A 22309-nucleotide genomic window follows, 5' to 3' on the forward strand; every position below is an offset into this window, starting at 1 on the left:
GCCGGTGCGGACGATCTGGATGGGCCATGGCGACCTTCGTGACCGACGACGACCTGTTCGCGATGCGCATGGACCGCAGCGCGGACGACCTTTGGCCATGGCTGGAACGGCTGTACGGCGATCATCCCGGCTTCGATGCATTCGTCGCGGAATTGCGAAGCGCGCTAGCGGATGCGTGGGGCGCGCGCAGCGGGCGGCTGAAGCGACGGGACCTCGAACGCGACCTCCAGCCCGACTGGTTCCAACGCCCGGGAATGTGCGGCTACGTCTTCTACGTCGACCTGTTCGCGGGCGACCTGCGCGGGGTCGTCGACCGTCTCGACTATCTCGTCGATCTCGGGATCACCTACGTTCACCTGATGCCCTGCCTGATGCCGCGGGACGGGGATGCGGATGGCGGGTACTCGGTCCGCGACTATCGCCGCGTCGATCCCCGCCTCGGTACGATGGACGACCTCGAGGCGGTGATCGAAGCCTGCCACGACCGGGGGATCGTCGTGTGCCTCGACATGGTGCTGAACCACACCGCACGCGAACACGACTGGGCCGTCCGCGCGCGCGAAGGGCAGGACGCCTATGCCGACTTCTACCACACCTTTCCCGACCGCACGGATCCGGACCGCTGGGAGGCGACGCTGGACGAGGTCTTTCCCGACACCGCGCCGGGGAACTTCACTTGGTGTCCGGTGATGGAACGATGGGTCTGGACGACCTTCAACGCGCACCAATGGGATCTGAACTGGTCCAATCCGCAGGTCTTCCTGGAAATGGCGCGCGTCATGCTGTTCCTGGCGAACCGCGGGGTGGACGTCCTGCGCTTCGACGCGGTCGCGTTCCTGTGGAAGCGGCTCGGCACCCGCTGCCAGTCGGAGCCGGAGGTCCACATGATCCTGCATGCCCTGCGCGCCGTCGGCCGGATCGCCACGCCCGCCACCATCCACCTGGAGGAGGCCATCGTCGGACCTGCCGAGATGCTGACCTATCTCGGGCAGGGCGCGCATGCCGGGCGCGAAGGCAACCTGGCCTACCACAACAGCCTGATGGTGCAGATCTGGTCCGCGATGGCGACCCGCGACGCGGGCCTGATGACCCACGTGCTGGACACGCACTTCCCCGTCGCGTTGCCCAACGCCACCTATGCCACCTATCTGCGGTGCCACGACGACATCGGCTGGGCCGTCACGGACGAGGATGCTTCCGCCGTGGGCCTGGGCGGGGCCGCGCATCGGGCGTTCCTGTCCGACTTCTACGACGGCACCTTCCCGGGCAGCTTCGCGCGCGGCGCCCTGTTTCAGGAGAACCCGGCGACCGGCGATAAGCGGATCAGCGGCACGACCGCCTCGCTCGCGGGGTTGGAGCGGGCCTTGGCCGAAGGCGACGCGGACGCCATCGACCAGGCGGTCCACCGCATTGTGATGGGGCATGCGATCATCGCCAGCTTCGGGGGGATCCCGCTGATCTACATGGGCGACGAACTGGCGTTGACGAACGACTATGACTACCGCGACGATCCGACGAAGGCGCACGACAGCCGGTGGCTCCACCGGCCCGCGATGGTCTGGGACGCCGCAGTCGCGGTCGGTTCGGGCGGAAACGGTCCCGCGGCACGGGTGTTCGCGGGGATCCGCCACCTGATCGCCCGGCGCGCCGCGACGCGCGAACTGGACGGCAGCGTGCCGTGCGTCATCCTGCACCCCCCCGACGCGGCGCTGTTCGCCTTCAAGCGGGACGCGCCGACGGGCCCCTTGATCTGCCTGTTCAACGTCGCCGACGGCTGGCGCGGCGTATCGACCGAATGGCTGTCGGCGAACGGGGTCACCGCGTTCCATGACGCCCTGTCGGACGGGGCGGTGGCCCATGCGGACGGTCACGTCCATCTGCCGCCGCAGGCCCGGATCTGGCTTCGCTGACGGACGGCCGGTCGGGAATGGCGGGGGCGGTGGGATTCGAACCCACGAGACGGTTTCCCGCCTGCCGGTTTTCAAGACCGGTGCCTTCGACCGCTCGGCCACACCCCCGGATGGGGGATCGGTACAGAAGCCGGACGGGGGAGGGAAGTGTCATGCTACCGTCATGCCCGGCGCCTAGGCGCGCGGACGGAAGCGACGGGGTGACGACATGCGGGTGTTCCTGAACGGACTTGGTCGGATCGGCAAGCTGTTGCTGCGCGAGCTTCTGGACCGGCCCGGGGGGATCGACCTCGTGGGGGTCAACGACGCCGTGGGCGACGCCGCGACCCATGCCCACATGCTCGAACGCGACAGCGTTCACGGCCGATGGCACCGCACGGTGGAGGCGGACGGCGACGCCCTCGTGATCGACGGGCGACGGATGCCGTGGTCGTGCGAGACCGCCATCGCGGACCTGCCCCTGGACGGCGTGGATCTGGTGCTGGACTGCACGGGGGTGTTCAAGACCTCCGAACGGATCGAACCCTACTGGCGGGCGGGCGTCGGGACCGTCCTCGTCTCCGCCCCCGTCGGCGGCGGGGACGCGCTGAACCTGGTATATGGGGTGAACCACCACCTCTACGACGGGTCGCAGCGGCTGGTGACGGCAGCCAGCTGCACGACGAACTGCCTCGCCCCGGTCGTGGCCGTCCTTCGGGAGCGGTTCGGCCTGCGGCACGGCAGCTTCACGACCATCCACGACGTCACGAACACCCAGACCATCGTGGACCGGCCCCACGGGGACCCGCGCCGCGCGCGCTCCGCCCTCCTGAACCTGATCCCCACCACCACCGGCTCCGCCACGGCGATCATGCGGATCTTCCCGGACCTGGAAGGCCGACTGACCGGCCACGCCGTGCGCGTGCCTGTCCTGAACGGGTCCCTGACCGACTGCGCGTTCGAGTTGGACCGCCCGACCGACGTGGAGGCCGTCCACGACGCCTTCCGGGAAGCCGCGCGCGGTCCGATGGATGGGATCGTCGGCCTGGAGGACATGCCGCTGGTGTCGTCGGACTACAGGGGCGATCGCCGATCCGCGATCGTGGACGCCGCGATGACGCGGGTGGTCGCCGGCACGCATCTAAAGCTGTACGTCTGGTACGACAACGAGATGGGGTACACCGTCCGGATGGCCGACATCGCGCGGATGATCGCCGGATGACGTCGTCGTTGCGGGCCTATGGCGCCGTGACGGGGGCCTATTGGGCCTTCATGCTGACCGACGGCGCCCTGCGGATGCTCGTCCTTCTGCACTTCCACCGGTTGGGCTTCACGCCTTTGCAGCTGGCATGGCTGTTCGTGCTCTACGAGGTCGCGGGCATCGTCACCAACCTGACGGCCGGTTGGCTGGCCGCCCGGTTCGGGTTGAACGCGACGCTGAAGGCGGGGTTGGCCTTGCAGGTCGTCGCGTTGATGGCCCTGACCGCCCTCGATCCCGCCTGGGCGGTGGGCGTGTCCGTGGCCTACGTCATGCTCGTGCAGGGCGCGTCGGGGGTGGCGAAGGACCTGTCGAAGACCTCCGCCAAGTCGGCGGTCAAGCTGCTGGCGCCGCGGGGGGGGCTGTTCCGGTGGGTCGCCGTGCTGACGGGGTCGAAGAACGCGGTCAAGGGTTTGGGCTTCTTCCTCGGCGCGGCCCTCCTGGCGACGGTGGGGTTCGCGGCGTCGCTTTGGATCATGGCCGCCGTGCTCCTGGCGATCCTCGTCGCGGTGACGGCGTTCCTGCCCGGCGATCTTATCGCCAGGCGCAAGGACGCCGCTTTGCGCGACGTCTTCAGCGGCGACCCCCGGATCAACCGGCTGAGCGTTGCGCGTCTGTTCCTGTTCGCCGCCCGGGACGTCTGGTTCGTCGTCGCCCTGCCCATCTGGCTCGCGGATGCCCTGGCGCCGCGGATCGGGACGGCGGATGCCTTCTTCGTGACGGGCGGGTTCATGGCCCTGTGGATCATCGGCTACGGCGCCGTGCAGGCGGGGGCACCGCGGATCGCGCGACGCGCGGATGCCGGCGGCGGGGCCCTCTGGGCCGTGGCGCTGGGCATCCTGACCGCGATGCTGACCTTCGCGGCCGCGTCCGGCGCGGTCCTCCCGGTCCTCATGGGGCTGCTGGTCTTCGGGGCGGTCTTCGCCGTCAACTCGTCGCTGCACAGCTTCCTGATCCTCGCTTATGCCGGCGCGGACCGCGTCACGATGGATGTCGGCTTCTACTACATGGCGAACGCAGCGGGACGGCTGCTGGGGACCGTCCTGTCGGGATTGGCCTATGGGGCGGGTGGGCTGGCTCTGGCCCTCGTCGTCGCAGTGGGATTGGCGCTGCTGTCCGGGGCGGCGATGCGCACGATCCCGTCAGGGACGGCGCGGGCGTCTTGACGCGGCAGGCCGGGGAGGGGCAGGGCGCGGCCCATGTTCGATGCCCGCCTGCGCCCCTTGATCGACCCGCCCCTGAACGCCTTGGGCCGGTGCTTGGCGCGACGCGGCATGACGGCGGACGGCGTCACCCTGGGCGGCCTGATCGCAGGGCTGGTGGCCGCGGGGCTGATCGCGGCGGGCCATCCCGAATGGGCGCTGCTGCCGCTCCTGGGGTCGCGCCTGCTGGACGGGTTGGACGGCGCCGTGGCGCGGGCGTCGCGGCGCACGGATTTCGGGGGCTACCTCGATATCGTGTGCGACTTCGCGTTCTACGGTGTCGTTCCCCTGGCCTTTGCGGTGCTCGACCCTTCCGCGAACGCGGTCCCCGCGGCGTTCCTGCTGTTCGCCTTCTACGTCAACGGCGCGACCTTCCTGGGCTTCGCTATCCTGGCGGAGAAGCGGGGCCTGGAGACGTCGGCCCAAGGGATCAAGTCGCTCTACTACTCCGCCGGCCTGCTCGAAGGGGCGGAGACGATCCTGTTCCTTTCGGTCGTCTGCCTGGTCCCGGCCTGGTTCGCCGCGCTCGCCTGGTTGTTCGGTGGCCTGTGCCTGGTGACGGCCACGGCCCGCGTCCTGAACGCGCGCGCGATGGCGGGCGGACGCCCCTGACCCGGCGACTTGGCCGACGCCCGCTCCGGTCGGGCCGCGACCCCGTGCCCCGCCCTCGCGCCGGCGAATCGGGCATCCCGTCCGACGCAGGGCAGACGCGAGGCAGACGCATCGCAGACACGGGCCGGACCACGTCCGCAGCGCCGTACCACCGTCCGACGATGACGCCGGGGACGTCCGGGAACCCAATCCCCATTGGTATGCACGACCCCTTGCTCCGCACGGCCGCTCCCGGTCACACTTGGCGCGACTTCCCCCGTTCGGGGCCGATCGATTGAAGGAATCTTTGCCGCACCGCAGCGAGCCGACGCGGCGAGGGGGTCAGGTGCGTCGCCCGCGGCGGCGCCCGCCCTGTGCCGCGGCCCCGAACGAGACCGCGGGCAGCGGCGTTACGGCGAGGAGGTTCGGGAAGGGGTCCGTCGCATGGGGGATCGCGTTCGCGGCCACGAAATGCTCTTGGAAGCGCGGCGCGACGGCCGTCTCGACCTTCGTGATGCGCCGGACGAGGGCCTCGACGTAACGGCGAGCGCCGCGGTCGCACAAGGCGACCCGCGCGCCGTGCCCCGCCGCGTTCCCCGCCGAGGTGACGTTCGCGACCGGCGCGTCCGGTATCATGCCGAGGACGAGCGCGTGGTGGGCGGAGATGTGCGCGCCGAACGCGCCCGCCAGCGTGACCCGGTCGACGCGGTCCAGCCCGGCCTCGTCCATCAGCAGCCGCGCCCCGGCATACAGGGCGGACTTCGCCAGTTGGATTGCACGCACATCCCCTTGCGTCACGGCGATACGGCGATCGCCGCTCTCCCACAGGACGAAGGAATGCGTGCGCCCGTCCGGCACGCATCGGGGCGAACCGGTGGCTTCCGCCGAACCGATCAGGCCGGACGGATCCAGGATGCCCGCCATCCGCATCTCGGCCACGGCCTCGATGATGCCGGACCCGCAGATGCCTGTCACGGTCGCATCGAAGCCGGGATCGTCGGACCACGGATCGGTGCCGATGACCTGGAAGCGCGGGAGGCCGGTTGCGGGGTCGATCCGGACCCGCTCGATCGCGCCGGGCGCCGCGCGCTGGCCGGCCGAGATCTGCGCCCCCTCGAAGGCGGGACCGGTGGGCGAGGAGCAGGCAAGCAACCGATCGCGGTTGCCCAGGATCAACTCGGCGTTGGTGCCGACATCCACGATCAGGACCGTCTCCTCCGACCGATCGGGCGCTTCGGCCAGAGCGACCGCCGCCGCGTCCGCGCCGACATGCCCGGCGATGCAGGGCAGCAGATAGACCCGTCCGCCGGGCGCCCCGCCGTCCAGCCCCACGTCGGACAACGCCAGGCGCATCGCGTCGGATGCGGCCAGGGCGAACGGGGCCTGTCCCAATTCCACCGGGTCGATGCCCAGAAGGAGATGGTGCATGACGGGGTTGCAGACGATCACCGCCTCGGTGACGTCGCCCGGGTCCAGCTCGACCTCCGCCGCCAGGTCGCGCAACAGGTCGGCCATCGCGGCGCGGACGACGGAATGCATCTCCGCCGCGCCACCGGGGTTCATCATCGCATAGCTGACCCGGCTCATCAGATCCTCGCCGAAGCGGATCTGCGGGTTCATCACCCCGCCGGAGGCGAGGACCCGACCGTCGCCGAGGTCGCACAGATGGGCCGCGATGGTCGTCGATCCCAGATCAATGGCCAGACCCAGGGGCGCGTCGGTCCGCAGACCGGGCCAGATCCTCGCGACGCACCGCTCGTCGTGGTTCACGGCGACGGTCACCGTCCAGCCGCCCTTGCGCAGCGTGCGCTGAAGCCCGCGCAGGACCGACAGGGGAACGGTCAGGTCGTGCAGGTCCCATTGCTCCGCCAGGGCCGTGCGGAGGCGTTCCAGATCGCCGGTGGGCGCGTCCATGTCCGGTTCCGCCACGCGCACCATGTGAAGGCGCGTGGCGGGGTCCATGTTGATCGTCGCGGCACTGGCATCCTTTCGGATGACCTGCCGGTGCAACTGGCTTTCGGGCGGGACGTCGACGACGACGTCTCCGCGGATCTCGGCTTGGCAGCCCAAGCGTCGTCCGGGCGGCAGCCCGCGCTTCGCCTCGTACCGCGCCTCGACGGCATTGGGTTCGGACAGGGCGTCGGTGCGCGAGGTCACCCCGTGCTTCGCGAACGTGCCGATACCGGGGCTGCATTGGCACTTGGAGCAGATGCCCCGGCCGCCGCACACGGAGTCGAGGTCTACGCCGAACCGGCGCGCCGCCTGCAGCACGGTCGTCCCGGATGGGACGCGACCCCGCTTTCCCGACGGTGTGAAGACGATCAGGCAATCCGCCACGTCCGTGGCGGGTGCCTGCGCGTTATGCGCGGCGCCGTCCGCCACGGCGTCCTCCCCGTCCCGCGCCGCTCGCCGCGGCGGCTGCCTTGGCGGCGTCGGGGAACGTCGCCCCGTCCCGCACGGCGTCGAGGATCCGGGTGAACCCGATCCACGTCCCGCCGTTCGGGTCGTGGTTCATCAACAGGTTGGCGGCGTGAATCGCCTCCATCTCCTGAGAACGGACGGGGTTCATGATCGCGGACGTCATGCCTGCCCCGATGGCCATCGGTAGGAACGCGGCGTTTACCCCGTGACGGTTCGGGAGTCCAAAGCTGATGTTGGATGCGCCGCAGGTGGTGTTGACGCCCAGCTCCTCGCGCAGGCGGCGCACCAGCGCGAAGACCTGATGGCCCGCGGTGGCCATCGCGCCGATCGGCATCACGAGCGGGTCGACCACGATGTCGTGCGCCGGGATGCCGAAGTCGGCCGCCCGCTCGACGATCTTCTTCGCCACGGCGAACCGGACATCCGGGTCCTCCGAGATGCCGGTGTCGTCGTTGCTGATCGCCACGACCGGGACGTCGTACTTCTTGACCAGGGGCAGAACGAGTTCGAGCCGCTCCTCCTCGCCCGTCACGCTGTTCAGCAGGGGGCGCCCTTCGGCGGCCGCGAGCCCGTTCTCCAACGCGCCGGGGACGGAGCTGTCGATGCACAACGGCACGTCGACCAGCGCCTGGACCCGTTCCACCAGCTGCTTCATCAGCGCAGGCTCGACAAAGTTGTTGTCCGCATAGCGCGGATCCTCCGCCATCTTGTTGGTGAACACGGCGCCGGAATTGACGTCGAGGACCATCGCCCCGCAGGCGACCTGCTCAAGGGCGTCCCGCTCGACGGTCGAGAAGTCGTCCATCTCCAACTCGGCGGCCAGCTTCTTGCGCCCCGTCGGATTGATGCGCTCCCCGATCACGCAGAACGGCTCATCGAAGCCGATCACGACGGTCTTCGACTTCGATTCCAGGACGGTGCGGGTCATGCATGTTCCTCGGTATGGCGGGACAACCAGTCCGCGGACGCAGCGATCCCGCCCAACGGGAAGACGTGGACGGCCTCGATCGCGAAGGACGGATCGGCGGCCTTGTGCTCGGCCAGGGCCGACACGAACTCCGTGGGCTCGAAGGGGCGGATCAGCTTCGTGACGTCGGCCGCGCGGCGTTGCAGGACCCGCAGCGACGGTCCGACCCCGCAGGCGACGGCGAACTTGATGAGGGTCTGGAGCTTGGCGGGTCCGGCGACGCCGATATGCACGGGAAGATCGATGCCCGCGGCCTTAATCGACTGCGCCCACTCGATCACGGGGGCGGCCTCGAAGCAGAACTGGGTGGCGAGGGCCATCCGCGCATCCGTGCGTTCGCTGAAGGCCTGCTTCCATGCCAGTGCCTTCGACACGGTCAGCGTGCCGCCGTCGGGGTCGATGTCGCGGTTCCCTTCGGGATGGCCGGCCACGTGCAGACGCTCGAACCCGTCGAACGCACCGCTGCCCAACAGCTGCATCGAATCCGCATACTCGCCCGCCGGGCGGTCCACGCCGCCGGCCAGGATCAGGGCCTGACGGATGTCGGCCTCGCCACGGTAGCGGGCGATCCAGTCGCGGAGGGTCGCACGGTCCGGAACGATGCGCGCGGGGAAGTGCGGCATCGGCTCCATCCCCTCGGCTCGCAACCGCGCGGCGGTGGCGACCATGTCGTCGACCGGCGTGCCGTCGATATGGGCGATGTAGACCCGGGTGCCATGGGGGAGGATCGCCCCGAAATCGTCGACCTTCTCCGCCGTGCGCGGCATCACCTCGATCGAGAAGCCCTGCAGGAACGCGGCCAACGCCGCCGGGGTGGAGTCGGCGGCGTCGTCGCGCTTGAAGTTCAGCAAGGCCATCAGGCGTCCCCCTCCCGTCCGCCCGCGAGGGCGACGGCCCGCAGCCGGTGGTCGGGCCAGTCGGCCTCAATCTCCGCCGCGCGCGCCTTCGCGGCGCTGGTCCCGTCGCCGTCCGCGGTGCCGTCCGGGACCTTCCGCCATTCGGCGAGATACGCGTCCGTTTCCGCCGCGCCGGTCCGCATCGCGGCGCGGTCGATGGCCTGCTCGAACCGTTCCCCGAGCTGCACCTTGGCGGCGCGACGGCCCTGGCCGACGATCACCTGGGCGGGGATGTCGCGCCAATACACGACCGTGACGTTCGCTGTTTCGGCAGGCATCGCGCGCCCCCCCCTTTGTCCGATGGCCCCCTCTAGTCCCGGGGGGATCGGGGCTGCCTGCAAATTGCGGCACGGCGCCGCACGATGACGACACCGATACCGCGATGCCCCCGCCGCCAGAAGGGCCCCGAACGACGAGATCCCTCAAGTCGGACTTGAGCCGTCTTGCCGGACCCCCGTCGCTGCCATAGGGTCCCGTCATCATCCAGGGAAGGTCGATCCCATGTCGTCCGAACGGCCGGAGCGTCCGAAATCAGCGATCCTGCCCCGTCCGGTGGGCCCGGTCCGGGAGGCGCCGGTGATCCGCAAGCCCGACCCGGCGGAGCTGTACGCCGCGTTGGACCTGGGGACGAATTCCTGCCGAATGCTGATCGCGCAACCGAAGGGCAACCAGCTTCACGTCGTCGACAGCTTCCACAAGTCGGTCCAGCTGGGCAATGGCCTGGAACATTCCGGCCGCCTGTCGCGGGGGTCGATGGCGCGCACCGTGGGTGCCCTGAAGATCTGCCGCCGCAAGATCGAGACTCATGAAGTCACGCGTATGCGTTTGGTCGCGACGGAGGCCTGCCGTCGGGCGACGAATGCGGGCGAACTGATCGATCTGGTCGAGCGTGACGCCGGCCTGTCCCTGGAGATCATCCAACCGGAGGAGGAGGCCCGCCTCGCGGTGGTCAGCTGCGCGCCCCTCGTGTCTCAGAAGGCGGACCAGCTTCTGGTGGTCGACATCGGCGGCGGCTCGACCGAATTGATTTGGATAGACCTGACGCGCGTTCCGCCGCTCGAGAAGGCGCGCGCCATCATGCGATTGCATGCCGGCTTCACGCCGGGCGACGGCGACCCCTTCCCGCGGGCGAACGTGGTGGACTGGATCTCGATCCCGCTGGGGGTCGCCACTCTGAAGGACCAGTTTCGGGACGTCGCGGACGATGCCGCCCGGTTCGCCCTGATGTCCTGGCACTTCGAGGAATGCCTGGCGGAGTTCAGCCCCTATGCCGATGCGGCCGGCGAGGTCGATCCGGGGTTCCAGATCATCGGCACCAGCGGAACCGTCACGACGGTGGCCGCGACGCATCTGAACCTGCGGCGCTACGATCGGAACAAGGTGGACGGGCTGCGCATGACGTCGGCGCAGATCGACAAGGTGATCCGTGGCTATCTGGCGGCGGGCCCCGAAGGCCGACGCAACGATCCCCGCATCGGCCGCGACCGGCACACGTTGATCATGTCGGGCGCGGCGATCCTGCAGGCCCTGCTCCGGGTGTGGCCAACCGACCGGCTGTCGGTCGCGGACCGTGGGCTGCGCGAGGGTCTGCTCTATGCGCAGATGTCCGCAGACGGGGTGCTGGAGGACGGGCCGTTCTGACCGCCCTGGCGCGGGCGCGTCCGACGGCCTAGCTGCATGCCATGGCGAAGAAACCGGGAAACACGTCGGGACGCGGACGTCGCGATCTCAAGGTGAAGGTCAAGACCGCGCGCGGTCGGCGTCTGTCGTCCACCCGGTGGTTGGAACGGCAGCTGAACGATCCCTATGTCGCGCGGGCGCGTGCGGAAGGGTTCCGCGGGCGGGCCGCGTTCAAGATCATGGAGCTCGACGATCGGTACGGGTTCCTGACGCCGGGCGCGCGCGTCGTCGACCTGGGTTGCGCCCCCGGCGGGTGGCTGCAGGTCGCCGTGCCCCGCATCAACGCCCTGGGGGATCGCGCTGGCCCCCGGGGTCGCATCCTGGGCATCGACCTGCAGGAGGTCGACCCCGTTCCCGGGGCGGAGATCCACGTCCTGGACTTCCTGTCGGACGGGGCGGACGATCGGATCAAGGCATGGATGGACGGACCGGCGGACGTCGTCATGTCCGACATGGCCGCGTCGTCGTCGGGCCACAAGCAGACCGATCATCTGCGCATCGTGGCGCTGTGCGAGGCCGCGGCGGACCTGGCCTTCGGGATCCTGGCACCCGGCGGCACCTTCGTCGCGAAGGTCCTAGCAGGCGGCGCGGAGCAGGGATTGCAGTCGGTCCTGAAACAGAAGTTCGACAGCGTCGCGAACGTCAAGCCGGGGGCGAGCCGTGCGGATAGTTCCGAGAAGTTCGTCGTCGCCCGGGGGTTCCGCGGCCAGTCGACTTAACCCCGCCTTAAAGTCCGTCCTGCATCGATCGCACCGACCATCGTGCGAGGGTGCCGCATCCCACGGCCCCACGCAGGCGAGGGACGGGTGACATGCGACTGACCATTCCGATCCGCGTGATGATCCTCGCGCTCCTGGCGCTGGCCGGCTGCTCGGCCGTCGCGGTAGTCGGATGGGTCGCGCTCGACCGGGCCGGTGCGGTGACGCGTCACCACATCGCCGAGACGCTGCCGGCCCTGTCGAATCTTCGGCAGAGGCGCGACGACATCGTCCGTCTGCACGATCTCACGAACGAGTACATGCTGTGGCAGGTCATGGACGGGCCGGAGGAAACGCGCGCTGCCCTCCGCTGGGAGCTTTCCCAGCTGCGTCAAGCGTTGAACAATCACGTGATGGCGGGCGCGATCGAGGCGGGGCTGGCCTATGGCTACGACGACGCCCGGGGCAACGCGATCAGCCTCGCGACGCGCGACGCGGCGGCAGGGTTCGCGGCCCTGCAGGCCACCGGCGAACCGTATGCCGCCCTGATCGCCTCGATCGACGCGCAGGTCGCGGAAGCGATGGAGGAGGGCGAGGCCGGGGGCGTGGACGCCATCGCGATGACCCGGGATGCCCGCGACCGCCTGCCCTTGCTCGCGGGTGGCATCGGCTTGGTGCTCCTCGTCCTGTCCGGAACCCTCGGCCACAGGTTGTCCCGCGATGCGCGCCGCATGACGGGGGCGATGACCGACCTCGCCCGTGGCTGTCTGGACGTCACGATCCCCGCTGAGGGTCGGACGGACGAGTTCGGCCGCATGGCCTTCGCCATGCGGACGTTCCGCGAGAACGCGCGGGAGGCCCACGAAGCGAACGCGCCGCGCGAGAAGGTGCAGGCCGCCGAGAGGGCCCGACGCCGCGAGGACGCCGATCGCCGCGATCGGGCCGCCGCGACGGCGGCCGCGGATGCCGAACGGACCGCACGCGAGGCCCGCACCGCCCGGGAGCGGGCGGACCGGGATGCCGTCCTGCAACGGGAGATCGCGTCGATCGTCCAAGCCGCCGCGGAGGGTGACTTCACCCGCACGGTCGACGTGGGCGGGGCCGACGGCATCCTGCGGGACCTGTGCGTCGGATTGAACGCCGTGACGGAGCAGGTCCGGGTGTCGACCGAGGCGCTGTCGGACATGCTGCGCGCCATGGCGCAGGGCGATCTGCGCCGCCGTGCCTGCGATGCCCCCGGCGTGTTCGGGCGGCTGTTGGCGGATGCGAACGCCACGGCGACGCAGCTCGGCGGGGTGATCGGTTCGATCTCGGAATCGTCGCGCACCGTGACCGCCGAGACGGAGGAGCTGATGCAATCCTCCGCCGATCTGTCGGCGCGAACGGAACGCGCCGCGGTCAACCTGGAGGAAACCGCGGCGTCACTGGACGGTCTGGTCCGAATCGTGCGGCAATGCGCCGACGACACGAAGGCCGGAGACGATCGCGTGCGCGACGTCCGTCGCAACGCCGCGGATTGCAAGCGGGTGGTCGGCGACGCCGTGGACGCGATGGCGAAGATCGCGTCCAGCGCCGACCGGATCTCCTCCATCACGGAACTGCTGGACGAGGTCGCGTTCCAGACCAATCTCCTTGCGCTCAACGCGGGGGTGGAGGCCGCGCGCGCAGGCGACGCGGGCCGCGGCTTCGCGATCGTCGCGTCGGAGGTGCGGGCGCTCGCGTCGCGCACCGCGAAGGCGGCCGCCGACATCGACGGGCTGATACGGGAAAGCGCATCCCACGTGGCGGATGGGGTCGAACTCGTCGGCGATACGAACGACGGGTTGAGCGCGATCGAGGATTCCGTCGGGCACGTCTCCACCCTGATGGCCACGCTCAAGGATGCCATGGTCGATCAGGCCGGCAGCTTGGACGACGTCAACGCGGCCTTGGCCGAACTGGACGGCGTCACCCAGTCGAACGCCGCGATGCAGGAGGAGATGACCTCCGCCACGCACGCGCTGTCGGTCGAAGCCAGGACGATGGGGGATTTGGTTGACCGGTTCAGCCACTCCGATCGGGGCGTCGCCGGGACGGAAGCGGACGCCGCCTGACCGTCAGACGGACCCCCGCGACAGCGCCGCGACGCCGGTCCTCGCGACCTCGACCAGACCGATCGGGCGCATCAGGTCGGCGAAGGCGTCGATCTTTCCGACGTCGCCCGTGATCTCGAACACGAAGCTGTCCAGCGTGCTGTCGACCACGTTCGCGCGGAATATCTCCGCGAGTCGCAGCGCCTCGATCCGCTTGTCGCCTTCGCCCGCCACCTTCAGCAGCGCGAGCTCGCGTTCCACGGACGCGCCCTCGACCGTCAGGTCGTGCACTTCGTGGACGGGGACGATCCGGCCCAGTTGCGCCTTGATCTGCTCGATCACCTGGGGCGTTCCAGTGGTCACCACCGTGATGCGGCTTCGGTGGCCTTCGTGATCGACCTCCGCCACGGTCAAGCTTTCGATGTTGTAGCCCCGGCCGGAGAACAGGCCGATGACCCGGGCCAGGACCCCCGCCTCGTTGTCGACGATCACGGCGAGGGTGTGCCGCTCCTGCACGTCCGAGAAGTTCGGACGCAGGTTGTAGGCGGAGTGGCTGGTGGCGCCACGTTTGATCTTGAGCGCGGACATCGTCCCCTCCCGGTTCCTCGACCGGGGCGACCTTACCGTTCGCGACCTGCCGCCGAAAGGGCCAGTTCGCGCGGGCCGGTTTCCGCCCTGGGCGGCGGCCGGCGGACGGACGGGCAGGACGTCGCCGATCCCGAGCCGGTTTTTCGCCCGGGTGGGGCCCGTCGCCGAAGGGGGATGGGCTCCCCCACCATACGCTTCCACCGTCGTGCCAGCCTCGACATCGGTCCGGGCGTCCAACTGCGACAGAAGGAGACATCACATGCCCTATGTCCGCCACCTCGCTTCCGCCGCCACGGCGATGCTGACGATGGCCGCGCCCGCCCTGTCGCAGGACACGACCACCTGGGACGGCGACGGAGACGGCATCGTCAGTCCCCAGGAGTTCGTGACCGCCTTCGGCGCGTCCGCTCCCCTGGACGGGCTCGACGCCAACGGCGACGCCCAACTGGATGCCGCGGAGTACGCCCCGCTCGAAGCGGTCCGCCCGTTCGCGGAAGCCGATAGCGACGCGGACGGGCTGGTGGGGACCGCCGAGCTGAACGGGGTGTTCTTCGTTCGCTACGACAGGAACGGGTCCGGCACGATCGACGCCGACGAACTGCCGGCGGCACAGGCGGACCTGGCGCCCGGCAGCGTCCTGGCGCGGTAGGATCAGGGGGCGTGCGGACTGGCCGCGATCCCCGACCGGGTTACATCCTCCCCACTGGAACGGGAGAGCTACGCCATGATCCGACCCCTGACCCTCGCCGCCGCGCTGCTGATCGGCACGGCGGCCGCAGCCCAGGATACGCCCCTGTCCTGGGCGATGCTGCCCGCGCTCGACGGCCTCGACGCCGATGCGGACGGGTATCTCACCCCGGGGGAGATCGGGGCGACCCGGGTGCCCGAAACGTTCGACCTCGACGGTGACGGTGCGTTCACCGTGGTCGAGTTGAGCCAGGGATACTTCGCGCAATACGACGCGAACGACGACGGCTACCTCGACGACGCGGAGCTGGAGGCTATGCGCGGACTGGCGGCCGCGGGGGTGTACCGGGAGGAATACTGACGCACGAACGTCGATCGGCCGGGGCCACGGGGTGCCGTCGGCCGGATTGCACGATCCACGAGGTCACACCAGGACACTGCCCTTCTGGTCGATCACGCCCTGCGTTTCACCGTCGGGCAGCAGCATGTCGTTGTGGGCCTTGCCGGACGGGATCATCGGCAGGCAGTTCTCGTGCTTCTCGACCAGGCAGTCGAAGATGACGGGTCCAGGATGGTCCAGCATCTCGGAGATGGCGTCGTCCAGGTCGGCGGGGTCGGAGCACAGGATCCCCTTCGCGCCGAACGCTTCCGCCAACTTGACGAAGTCGGGCAGGGCTTCGGACCAGGATTCCGAGTACCGTTCGCCGTGCAGCAACTCCTGCCACTGGCGGACCATCCCGAGGCGTTCGTTGTTCAGGATGAACTGCTTCACGGGCAGGCGGTACTGCACCATGGTCCCCATCTCCTGCAGGTTCATCAGCCACGACGCTTCGCCCGCGACGTTGATGACCAGCGCATCGGGATGGGCGACCTGCACGCCCATCGCCGCCGGCTGGCCATAGCCCATCGTGCCCAGGCCGCCCGACGTCATCCAGCGGTTCGGTCCCTCGAACCCCATGTACTGCGCGGCCCACATCTGGTGCTGCCCGACCTCGGTGCAGACGTAGCGGTCGCGGTCCTTGGTCAGCGCTTCCAGCCGGGTCAGGGCGTGCTGCGGCTTGATCGTCTTCGTGGAGGGCTCGAAGCGCAGGCAGTCGACCGCCTTCCACTGCTCGATCTGGGCCCACCACCTCTGGATCGCGGCGCGGTTCACCTTGCCTCCGCGGGCCTTCCAAAGGCGCAGCACGTCCTCCAGCACGTTCCCGACGTCGCCCAGCACGGGAATGTCGGCCTTCACGACCTTGTTGATGCTGCTGGGATCGATGTCGACATGGACCTTCGTCGACTTCGGGCTGAAGGCGCCGAGCAGGCCGGTGATGCGATCGTCGAAGCGCGCGCCGATGTTCAGCATCAGGTCGCAGCCATGCATCGTCATGTTGGCCTCGTAGGTGCCGTGCATGCCCAGCATGCCCAGCCACGACTGACCCGACGCCGGATAGGCGCCGAGCCCCATCAACGTGGACGTGATCGGGAACCCCGTGGCATCCACCAGCTCGCGCAGCAGCCGACTGGCCGCGGGGCCGGAATTGATGACCCCGCCGCCGGTATAGAAGACGGGACGTTCCGCGCGCTCGATCGCGTCCACCATGTCCTCGATCATCTCGGGATCGCCCTTCAGGCGCGGCCGGTAATGGCCGGTCGGGGCCTGGCGCGGCTCGACGTAGTGGCCGGTGGCGAACTGCACGTCCTTCGGGATGTCAACGAGGACGGGGCCGGGGCGGCCGGTGGTGGCGACGTGGAACGCTTCGTGCAGGACGGGGGCCAGGAGGTCCGTCTCCTTCACCAGCCAGTTGTGCTTGGTGCAGGGACGGGTGATGCCCACGGTGTCGGCTTCCTGGAACGCGTCGGAGCCGATCATGAAGGTGGGAACCTGTCCCGTCAGGACGATGATCGGGATGCTGTCCATCAGCGCGTCGGTCAGGCCGGTCACGGCGTTCGTCGCGCCCGGACCGGAGGTCACCAGGGCCACGCCGATCTTGCCGGTGGACCGGGCGTAGCCTTCGGCGGCGTGGACGGCGCCCTGCTCGTGGCGCACGAGATAGTGCCGGATGCCGTTCTGCTGGAAGATCTCGTCGTAGATCGGAAGGACGGCGCCGCCCGGATAGCCGAACACGGTGTCGACGCCCTGGTCCTTCAACGCCTGCACCACCATCTGGGCGCCCGTCATCTGGCGCCCCGCCTTCGCGTTCTGTCGCGTGCTCATCGTCCGTCGTCCCATCCTTGCCGTGCAGCCACGAAAAACCCCCGGACCTTTCGGGTTCCGGGGGCACATGGTCACCTGTTATGGCTGCCGCTTCCTCAGCGACCCATGCACCCTTGCGATACGATTACGAGTAGTCCGGTCATAGACCCACCTTTGCGTGTTCGCGCACCATTAACGATGCCGTAACCCCCGTCAACCGGCGCGGAGGATATTTCTGAAATCGCCCGTGGGGGGACATATCGTTTCGCGACCGTGCCCCGGCTTGCTTGGCCGAACGACGCGTGGCACCCCGGCGGCATGAATGTATTGGCGGAACGGCTGGCGCGTGGCGACGTCCTTCGGGGGTTGTGGCAGGTCCTGCCGGGGGCGGTCGCCGCGGAGGTCGCGGCGGAGGCGGGGTTCGACTGGCTGGTCCTGGACGGCGAGCACGGGCCTTGGGACCCGTCGGGTATTCGCGAGCGTTTGATCGCGTCAAGGGCCGGCGGTTGTCCCGCGATCGTGCGCGTTCCTTGCGGCGAGGACTGGGTCCTGAAGCAGGCGCTGGACCTGGGGGCGGATGGCGTCCTGGTGCCGATGGTCCACGATGCCGCGACTGCGCGCGGAATCGTGTCGGCCTGCCGGTATCCCCCTGCCGGGACACGGGGAAACGGGGCGGCGGTGACGCGGGCATCGGGGTTCGGGCGGGACAGGGATCATGCCGAGCGGGCGAACCGGAACCTGTCCATCTGGGTGCAGGCCGAGAGCCGGAAGGCGTTGGAGACCCTGGAGGACATCTGCGCGGTGGACGGGGTCGATTGCGTGTTCCTGGGACCGGCGGACCTGGCCGGCGACATGGGGGCCGCGCCATCCGATCCGGCGGTGATCGCCGCCTGCCGGGATGCCATCGGACGCATCCGGGCAGCGGGCGTCGCCGCGGGCATCTTCGCCGCGGAACCGGAGGTCTGGGTCGAGGCCGGCGCGAACGTCGTGGCGATGGGGGCGGATGCGGTGCTGTTGCGGCAAGCCTTGGCCGGGGCGCCGAGGCGGTGATCCTGGTGGACGCCGATGCCTGCCCGGTGAAGCGGGAGGTCTGCGAGGTCGCCATCCGCCGAAACGTGCAGGTGATCCTCGTGGCGGGTCAGTACCTTCGGGTTCCCGATCATCCCTTGATCCGGTTCTTCGCAGCCGGCGACGGGTTCGATGCCGCGGACGACGCCATCGCCGCCGTGGCAAGGCCTGGCGCGCTGGTCCTGACCGCGGACGTCCCATTGATGGATCGCGCGCTGAAGGCGGGCGCGGCGTGCCTGGACTTCCGGGGCCGCGAGATGACGCAGGCCAACATCGGGAACGTGTCGGCCACGCGCGACCTGATGGCCGAGTTGCGCCCGGGCATCGAAGGCATGACCGGCGGGCAGGGCGGCGGGCCGCCCCCGTTCGGGCCGAAGGACCGCGCGGCGTTCAAGAATGGGCTGGATCGCGTGCTGACGCGGATGGGGTTCTGAAACAGGGCGTTCGGGGAGGGGGTGTACCGTCGAGCGTGCGGTATCCGGCGGACGAATTGGGTCGAATTGTAAGGGGCGTGATTCCGCTCGCAATATCAACGGTGTTGCGGGGGTCGGTCGATCTCGATCCATTCGTGCCGCGGCAGGACGTCGCATGCACCCCCCGTACACCCCCTGTACACCCCCCGTGCATACGGCGCGACGGTGGCGGCCGTGCGCGCCGCGCAGCGGTTGACCGCACGGTGCGTTCGATGCGTGGGTCGTCCTAACCGTTTCCCCGGCGCACGAATCGGCCCGCCTCCCGTGCCGCCTTCACGAGGGCGCCGGCCTTGTGGACGGTCTCCTGAAATTCGGCCTCGGGATCGCTGTCGTGGACGACGCCGCCTCCGGCCTGGACGTAGAGCTTGCCGTCCTTCAGCACGCCGGTGCGCAGCGCGATGCACATGTCCATGTCGCCGCCCGCGCTGAAGTAGCCCACGCCGCCTCCGTAGACGCCGCGCTTCTCCGGCTCCAGCTCGTCGATGATCTCCATCGCGCGGACCTTGGGCGCGCCCGACACCGTGCCCGCGGGCAGGCCCGCCAGAAGCGCGGACAGGGCGTCGTGATCCTCCGACAGCTCGCCCACCACGTTGCTGACGATGTGCATGACGTGGCTGTAGCGTTCGATCGCGAACCGTTCCGTCGGGCGGACCGTGCCCGTGCGGGCCACGCGGCCGACGTCGTTGCGGCCCAGGTCGAGCAGCATGAGGTGTTCGGCCAGCTCCTTGGCGTCCGCCAGCAGGTCGGCCTCGTTCGCGCGATCCTCGTCCGCGGTGGCGCCGCGGGGGCGGGTGCCGGCGATGGGGCGGATCGTGACCTCCCGCCCGAACACGCGGACCAGGATCTCCGGGCTGGCACCGACGACGTGGAAGCCACCCAGGTCGAAGTAGAACATGAAGGGCGACGGGTTCGTGCGGCGCAGCGCGCGGTAGAGCGCGAAGGGCGGCAGGGGGAAGTCGTGGGTCCAGCGCTGCGAGGGAACGACCTGGAAGATGTCGCCCGCCGCGATGTAGTCCTTCGCCTTCGCGACCGCGTCCAGATAGCCCTGCCGCGTGAAGTTCGATGCGGGTTCGGCCAGATCGATCGGCTCGGCCAGGTCGCGCGCTTCCGCCAGGGGGCGGGACAGGTGTCCAAGCGCGTCCTGCAGCCGTTCCGCCGCCTGGGCATAGGCCGCGCGCGCGCTGGTCCCGCCCCCCGCCCAGACCGGCGCGACGAGCGTAACCTCGCCCTTCACGCCGTCCAGAACGGCCACCACCGAGGGGCGCATCAGGACGGCGTCCGGCAGGTCGAGCGGATCGGGGTTCACGTCGGGCAGGCGTTCCACCAGGCGGATCATGTCGTAGCCCAGATATCCGAACAGGCCCGCGCTGGCGGCGGGCAGGTCGGGCGGCAGGTCGATGCGCGATTCGTCCAGGAGGCTGCGGATCGCGGCCAGGGGTTCGCCCGTGTCCTCCCAAGCGTCGGGGTCCCAGCGCGCGGCCCGGTTCACCCGGCTGGACGTGCCGCGGCATTCCCAGATCAGGTCAGGCTTCATGCCGACGATGGAGTACCGGCCCCGCACCTCGCCCCCCGTGACCGATTCGAGCACGAAGCTGTGCGGCTGGGCATGGGCCAGCTTGAGAGACAGGCTGACGGGCGTGTCCAGATCGGCGGGCAGGCGGGTCCAGAGCACGACGTTCCGTCCGGCGTCGTGGTCGGCGGCGAAGGCGTCGAAGGCCGGCTGGATCACCGCCACATCAGAGCCCGCCGCCCAGCAACTGCGCCTGCACGGCCTGCACCGCCGCCTGGTCGACGGTGAAGCCCGTATCCTCGCGCACCGACTGGCCGAAGGCGGCGAAGACGTCGGCGGCCACCTCGCGCCGGGTCTGATCCTCCACCGCGCGCGCGACGTCGGCGAAGGCGGGATCGCTCGGGTCGGCCTCCGTCACGGCATCGACGCGGTATACGAAGGCCTGGAACTGATCGCCCTGCAGCGTGGCGACCTCGCCCTCCGGCAAGTCGAAGGCCGCGCCGATCAGGGCGTCGGGCACGCCTTCCACGTCGGCGTCGCGGGCAACGGCATCCAAAGTCTGTGGGGTCAGCCCCAGATCGGCGAAGGTTTCACCCGCGCGCAGCCGTTCGGCCATCCGCCCGGCGAGGGCGTAGAGCCGTTCGGCGAGGGCCTGGTCCTGCCACGCCGCTTCGACCGTGACGCGGATGTCGTCCAGGGGCGGCACGGCGGCGGGTTCGATCCCGTCCAGGCGCATCGCCAGGAGCCCGCCATCGGGCAGGTCGATCAGTTCGGGGAAGTCGCCGTCCCGAAGCGCCGCCGCCGCTTCGCGGAACGCGGCGTAGCCCGCGACGCCGGACGCCTGATCGGCGTCCCATTCGGTCGTCTCGAGCGTCATGATCGTTTCGGCGTCCAGCTCCTCCAGCGTCGCGCCGCCGGCCAGGAGGTCGTCGATCTCCTCCCGCGCGGCGTCGATGCGGCGGCGCGCGGCGTCGGCGGCGGCCAGTTGCTCCAGCTCCGCCCGCACGTCGTCCAACGGGGTGATGCGTTCGTCCAGGATCGCGTTGACGCGATAGAGCGCGGGGCCCAGATCGGTCTGGATCGGTCCGACCAGCCCGGGGCCGTCCGCGCCGAACAGCGCATCGGCCAGATCGGGGTCGAGCGCGTCGCGCGTCAGCGTGCCCTGATCGACGTCCTGCAGGGTCAGGCCACGGTCGGCGACGAAGTCGGCGAAGGTCCGTTCGCCGGCCTCGATCGCCTCGCGCGCCGCCTGTGCGGCGGCCTCGTCCGCGAAGGCCAGCCGTTCGGCCAGGATGCGCGGCGGCAGGCGATAGCGCGTGGCGTCCCGGTCGTAGAGGGCCTGGACTTCGCCTTCCGTGACCTCGACGGTCGCGGCGACGTCCTCCGGCGTGGCGATGGCATAGGTGATGCGGCGGCGTTCGGGGCGGGTGAAGGCGTCGGCGTTCTCGTCGTAGAAGGCCTGCAGCGCTTCCGGCGTGGGGGCCGTGGCGCCGCCGTCCAGCATGTCGTTGGTGACCGTGCCGATCGTCAGGTCGCGCGTTTCCGACAGCCATGCGGCGATGGTCTCGGCATAGCCGGGCGGCGGGGCGGTGCCACCGATGATCGCGGCCTCCAGGATGGCGCGGGCGGCTTCGGTCCGGACCTCCCCCTCGAACTGGCGTTCGTTCAGGCCGGCGTCGCGCAGGGCGAAGGCGTACCCTTCGCGGTCGAACTGCCCCGACACCCCCTGGAAGGCGGGGTTCGCGCGGATGCGGGTCGCGACCTCCGCGTCGCCCACGGACAGGCCCATCGCGGCGGCTTCCTCGTCCAGGGCGGCGACCGCGAGCAGGCGTTCCATCACCTGTCGGTCCAGGCCGAAGGACTGCATCTGCTGGATGGTGAGATCCTGGCCGGTGGCCTGCGCCAGCCTGCGCTGTTCGTTCTGGATGGCGCGGGCGTATTCCTCCACCGTCACCTCGCGATCGCCGACGGTCGCGACCGTGCTGAGCGAGCCGCCGAAGTTGGTCGCGCCGAACCCGCCCAGCGCGAGGATCAGGAGGCCCAGCACGATCCAGACCAGGACGTTCGTTTTCTTCTTGGGCTTGTCCGCCATCCCGGCCCCCCGCGCTTGGATCGGCGCTTGATAGG

At 69.8% G+C, this 22309-nt stretch carries 19 protein-coding genes and 1 tRNA gene; 11 read left to right on the forward strand and 9 right to left on the reverse strand.

The window, feature by feature from the left end; genetic code table 11:
* Nucleotides 1-26: 26 nt before the first annotated feature.
* Nucleotides 27-1910, forward strand: a complete 1884-nt coding sequence (locus P0084_RS00790) for an alpha-amylase family protein (RefSeq protein ID WP_308914893.1) — start codon at nt 27-29, stop codon at nt 1908-1910.
* A gap of 18 nt (nt 1911-1928) precedes the next feature.
* On the opposite strand, the gene P0084_RS00795 is transcribed toward P0084_RS00790, so the two are convergent.
* Nucleotides 1929-2018: transfer RNA gene (locus P0084_RS00795), tRNA-Ser, on the reverse strand.
* A 100-nt stretch (nt 2019-2118) separates the two neighbouring features.
* On the opposite strand from P0084_RS00795, the gene P0084_RS00800 reads away from it, so the two are divergent.
* The 3 genes from P0084_RS00800 to P0084_RS00810 are packed head-to-tail and all read left to right on the forward strand — an operon-like array spanning nt 2119 to nt 4961.
* Nucleotides 2119-3111, forward strand: a complete 993-nt coding sequence (locus P0084_RS00800; protein ID WP_308914894.1) for an ArsJ-associated glyceraldehyde-3-phosphate dehydrogenase — start codon at nt 2119-2121, stop codon at nt 3109-3111.
* Complete coding sequence (gene arsJ, locus P0084_RS00805; protein ID WP_308914895.1) at nt 3108-4313, forward strand: organoarsenical effux MFS transporter ArsJ; 1206 nt, start codon at nt 3108-3110, stop codon at nt 4311-4313. The genes P0084_RS00800 and arsJ overlap by 4 nt, the downstream gene beginning before the upstream one ends.
* A gap of 33 nt (nt 4314-4346) precedes the next feature.
* A complete protein-coding gene (locus P0084_RS00810) occupies nt 4347-4961 on the forward strand; it encodes a CDP-alcohol phosphatidyltransferase family protein (RefSeq protein WP_308914896.1) in 615 nt (204 codons plus the stop codon).
* Nucleotides 4962-5282: 321 nt separating this feature from the next.
* Here P0084_RS00810 and P0084_RS00815 read toward each other — a convergent pair whose 3' ends face one another.
* From P0084_RS00815 to P0084_RS00830, 4 genes are read right to left on the reverse strand one after another with little or no spacing between them, the layout of a single operon-like run.
* Nucleotides 5283-7277: an ASKHA domain-containing protein gene (locus P0084_RS00815; RefSeq protein WP_308915055.1), complete on the reverse strand. Its 1995-nt coding sequence runs from the start codon at nt 7275-7277 to the stop codon at nt 5283-5285.
* Nucleotides 7278-7299: 22 nt separating this feature from the next.
* On the reverse strand, nt 7300-8289 hold the full coding sequence (locus P0084_RS00820; RefSeq protein ID WP_308914897.1) for a methyltetrahydrofolate cobalamin methyltransferase: 990 nt from the start codon (nt 8287-8289) through the stop codon (nt 7300-7302).
* Complete coding sequence (locus P0084_RS00825; RefSeq protein WP_308914898.1) at nt 8286-9185, reverse strand: methylenetetrahydrofolate reductase; 900 nt, start codon at nt 9183-9185, stop codon at nt 8286-8288. The genes P0084_RS00820 and P0084_RS00825 overlap by 4 nt, the downstream gene beginning before the upstream one ends.
* The gene (locus P0084_RS00830) at nt 9185-9502 is read right to left on the reverse strand and encodes a virulence factor (RefSeq protein WP_308914899.1); all 318 of its coding nucleotides are present in this window, start codon (nt 9500-9502) and stop codon (nt 9185-9187) included. The genes P0084_RS00825 and P0084_RS00830 overlap by 1 nt, the downstream gene beginning before the upstream one ends.
* 223 nt (nt 9503-9725) lie before the next feature.
* Here P0084_RS00830 and P0084_RS00835 point away from each other — a divergent pair, with 223 nt between their 5' ends.
* The 3 genes from P0084_RS00835 (at nt 9726) to P0084_RS00845 (ending at nt 13695) form a co-directional block, all read left to right on the forward strand.
* A complete protein-coding gene (locus tag P0084_RS00835) occupies nt 9726-10865 on the forward strand; it encodes a Ppx/GppA phosphatase family protein (RefSeq protein ID WP_308914900.1) in 1140 nt (379 codons plus the stop codon).
* 41 nt (nt 10866-10906) lie between these two features.
* Entirely contained in the window at nt 10907-11623 is a 717-nt protein-coding gene (locus P0084_RS00840; protein ID WP_308914901.1) for an RlmE family RNA methyltransferase, read from the forward strand.
* Between the two features lie 92 nt (nt 11624-11715).
* On the forward strand, nt 11716-13695 hold the full coding sequence (locus tag P0084_RS00845) for a methyl-accepting chemotaxis protein (RefSeq protein ID WP_308914902.1): 1980 nt from the start codon (nt 11716-11718) through the stop codon (nt 13693-13695).
* Nucleotides 13696-13698: 3 nt separating this feature from the next.
* Here the strand turns inward: P0084_RS00845 and ilvN are convergent, their stop codons facing one another.
* Complete coding sequence (gene ilvN / locus P0084_RS00850; RefSeq protein ID WP_308914903.1) at nt 13699-14262, reverse strand: acetolactate synthase small subunit; 564 nt, start codon at nt 14260-14262, stop codon at nt 13699-13701.
* A gap of 259 nt (nt 14263-14521) precedes the next feature.
* On the opposite strand from ilvN, the gene P0084_RS00855 reads away from it, so the two are divergent.
* Both P0084_RS00855 and P0084_RS00860 read left to right on the forward strand, forming a co-directional pair.
* Nucleotides 14522-14911, forward strand: a complete 390-nt coding sequence (locus P0084_RS00855) for an EF-hand domain-containing protein (RefSeq protein WP_308914904.1) — start codon at nt 14522-14524, stop codon at nt 14909-14911.
* A gap of 75 nt (nt 14912-14986) precedes the next feature.
* Entirely contained in the window at nt 14987-15310 is a 324-nt protein-coding gene (locus P0084_RS00860) for a CREC-EF hand family protein (protein WP_308914905.1), read from the forward strand.
* Between the two features lie 63 nt (nt 15311-15373).
* Here the strand turns inward: P0084_RS00860 and P0084_RS00865 are convergent, their stop codons facing one another.
* Entirely contained in the window at nt 15374-17152 is a 1779-nt protein-coding gene (locus P0084_RS00865) for an acetolactate synthase 3 large subunit (RefSeq protein WP_308914906.1), read from the reverse strand.
* A gap of 297 nt (nt 17153-17449) precedes the next feature.
* Here P0084_RS00865 and P0084_RS00870 point away from each other — a divergent pair, with 297 nt between their 5' ends.
* Complete coding sequence (locus tag P0084_RS00870; protein ID WP_308914907.1) at nt 17450-18181, forward strand: HpcH/HpaI aldolase family protein; 732 nt, start codon at nt 17450-17452, stop codon at nt 18179-18181.
* A complete protein-coding gene (locus P0084_RS00875; protein WP_308914908.1) occupies nt 18178-18633 on the forward strand; it encodes a YaiI/YqxD family protein in 456 nt (151 codons plus the stop codon). The genes P0084_RS00870 and P0084_RS00875 overlap by 4 nt, the downstream gene beginning before the upstream one ends.
* A 265-nt stretch (nt 18634-18898) precedes the next feature.
* Here the strand turns inward: P0084_RS00875 and trpE are convergent, their stop codons facing one another.
* Nucleotides 18899-20407: an anthranilate synthase component I gene (trpE, locus tag P0084_RS00880; protein ID WP_308914909.1), complete on the reverse strand. Its 1509-nt coding sequence runs from the start codon at nt 20405-20407 to the stop codon at nt 18899-18901.
* 1 nt (nt 20408) lies between these two features.
* The gene (locus P0084_RS00885) at nt 20409-22274 is read right to left on the reverse strand and encodes a peptidylprolyl isomerase (protein WP_308914910.1); all 1866 of its coding nucleotides are present in this window, start codon (nt 22272-22274) and stop codon (nt 20409-20411) included.
* Nucleotides 22275-22309 lie beyond the last annotated feature (35 nt).

It is taken from the genome of Jannaschia maritima, from assembly GCF_030973515.1.
GTDB lineage: Bacteria > Pseudomonadota > Alphaproteobacteria > Rhodobacterales > Rhodobacteraceae > Jannaschia > Jannaschia maritima.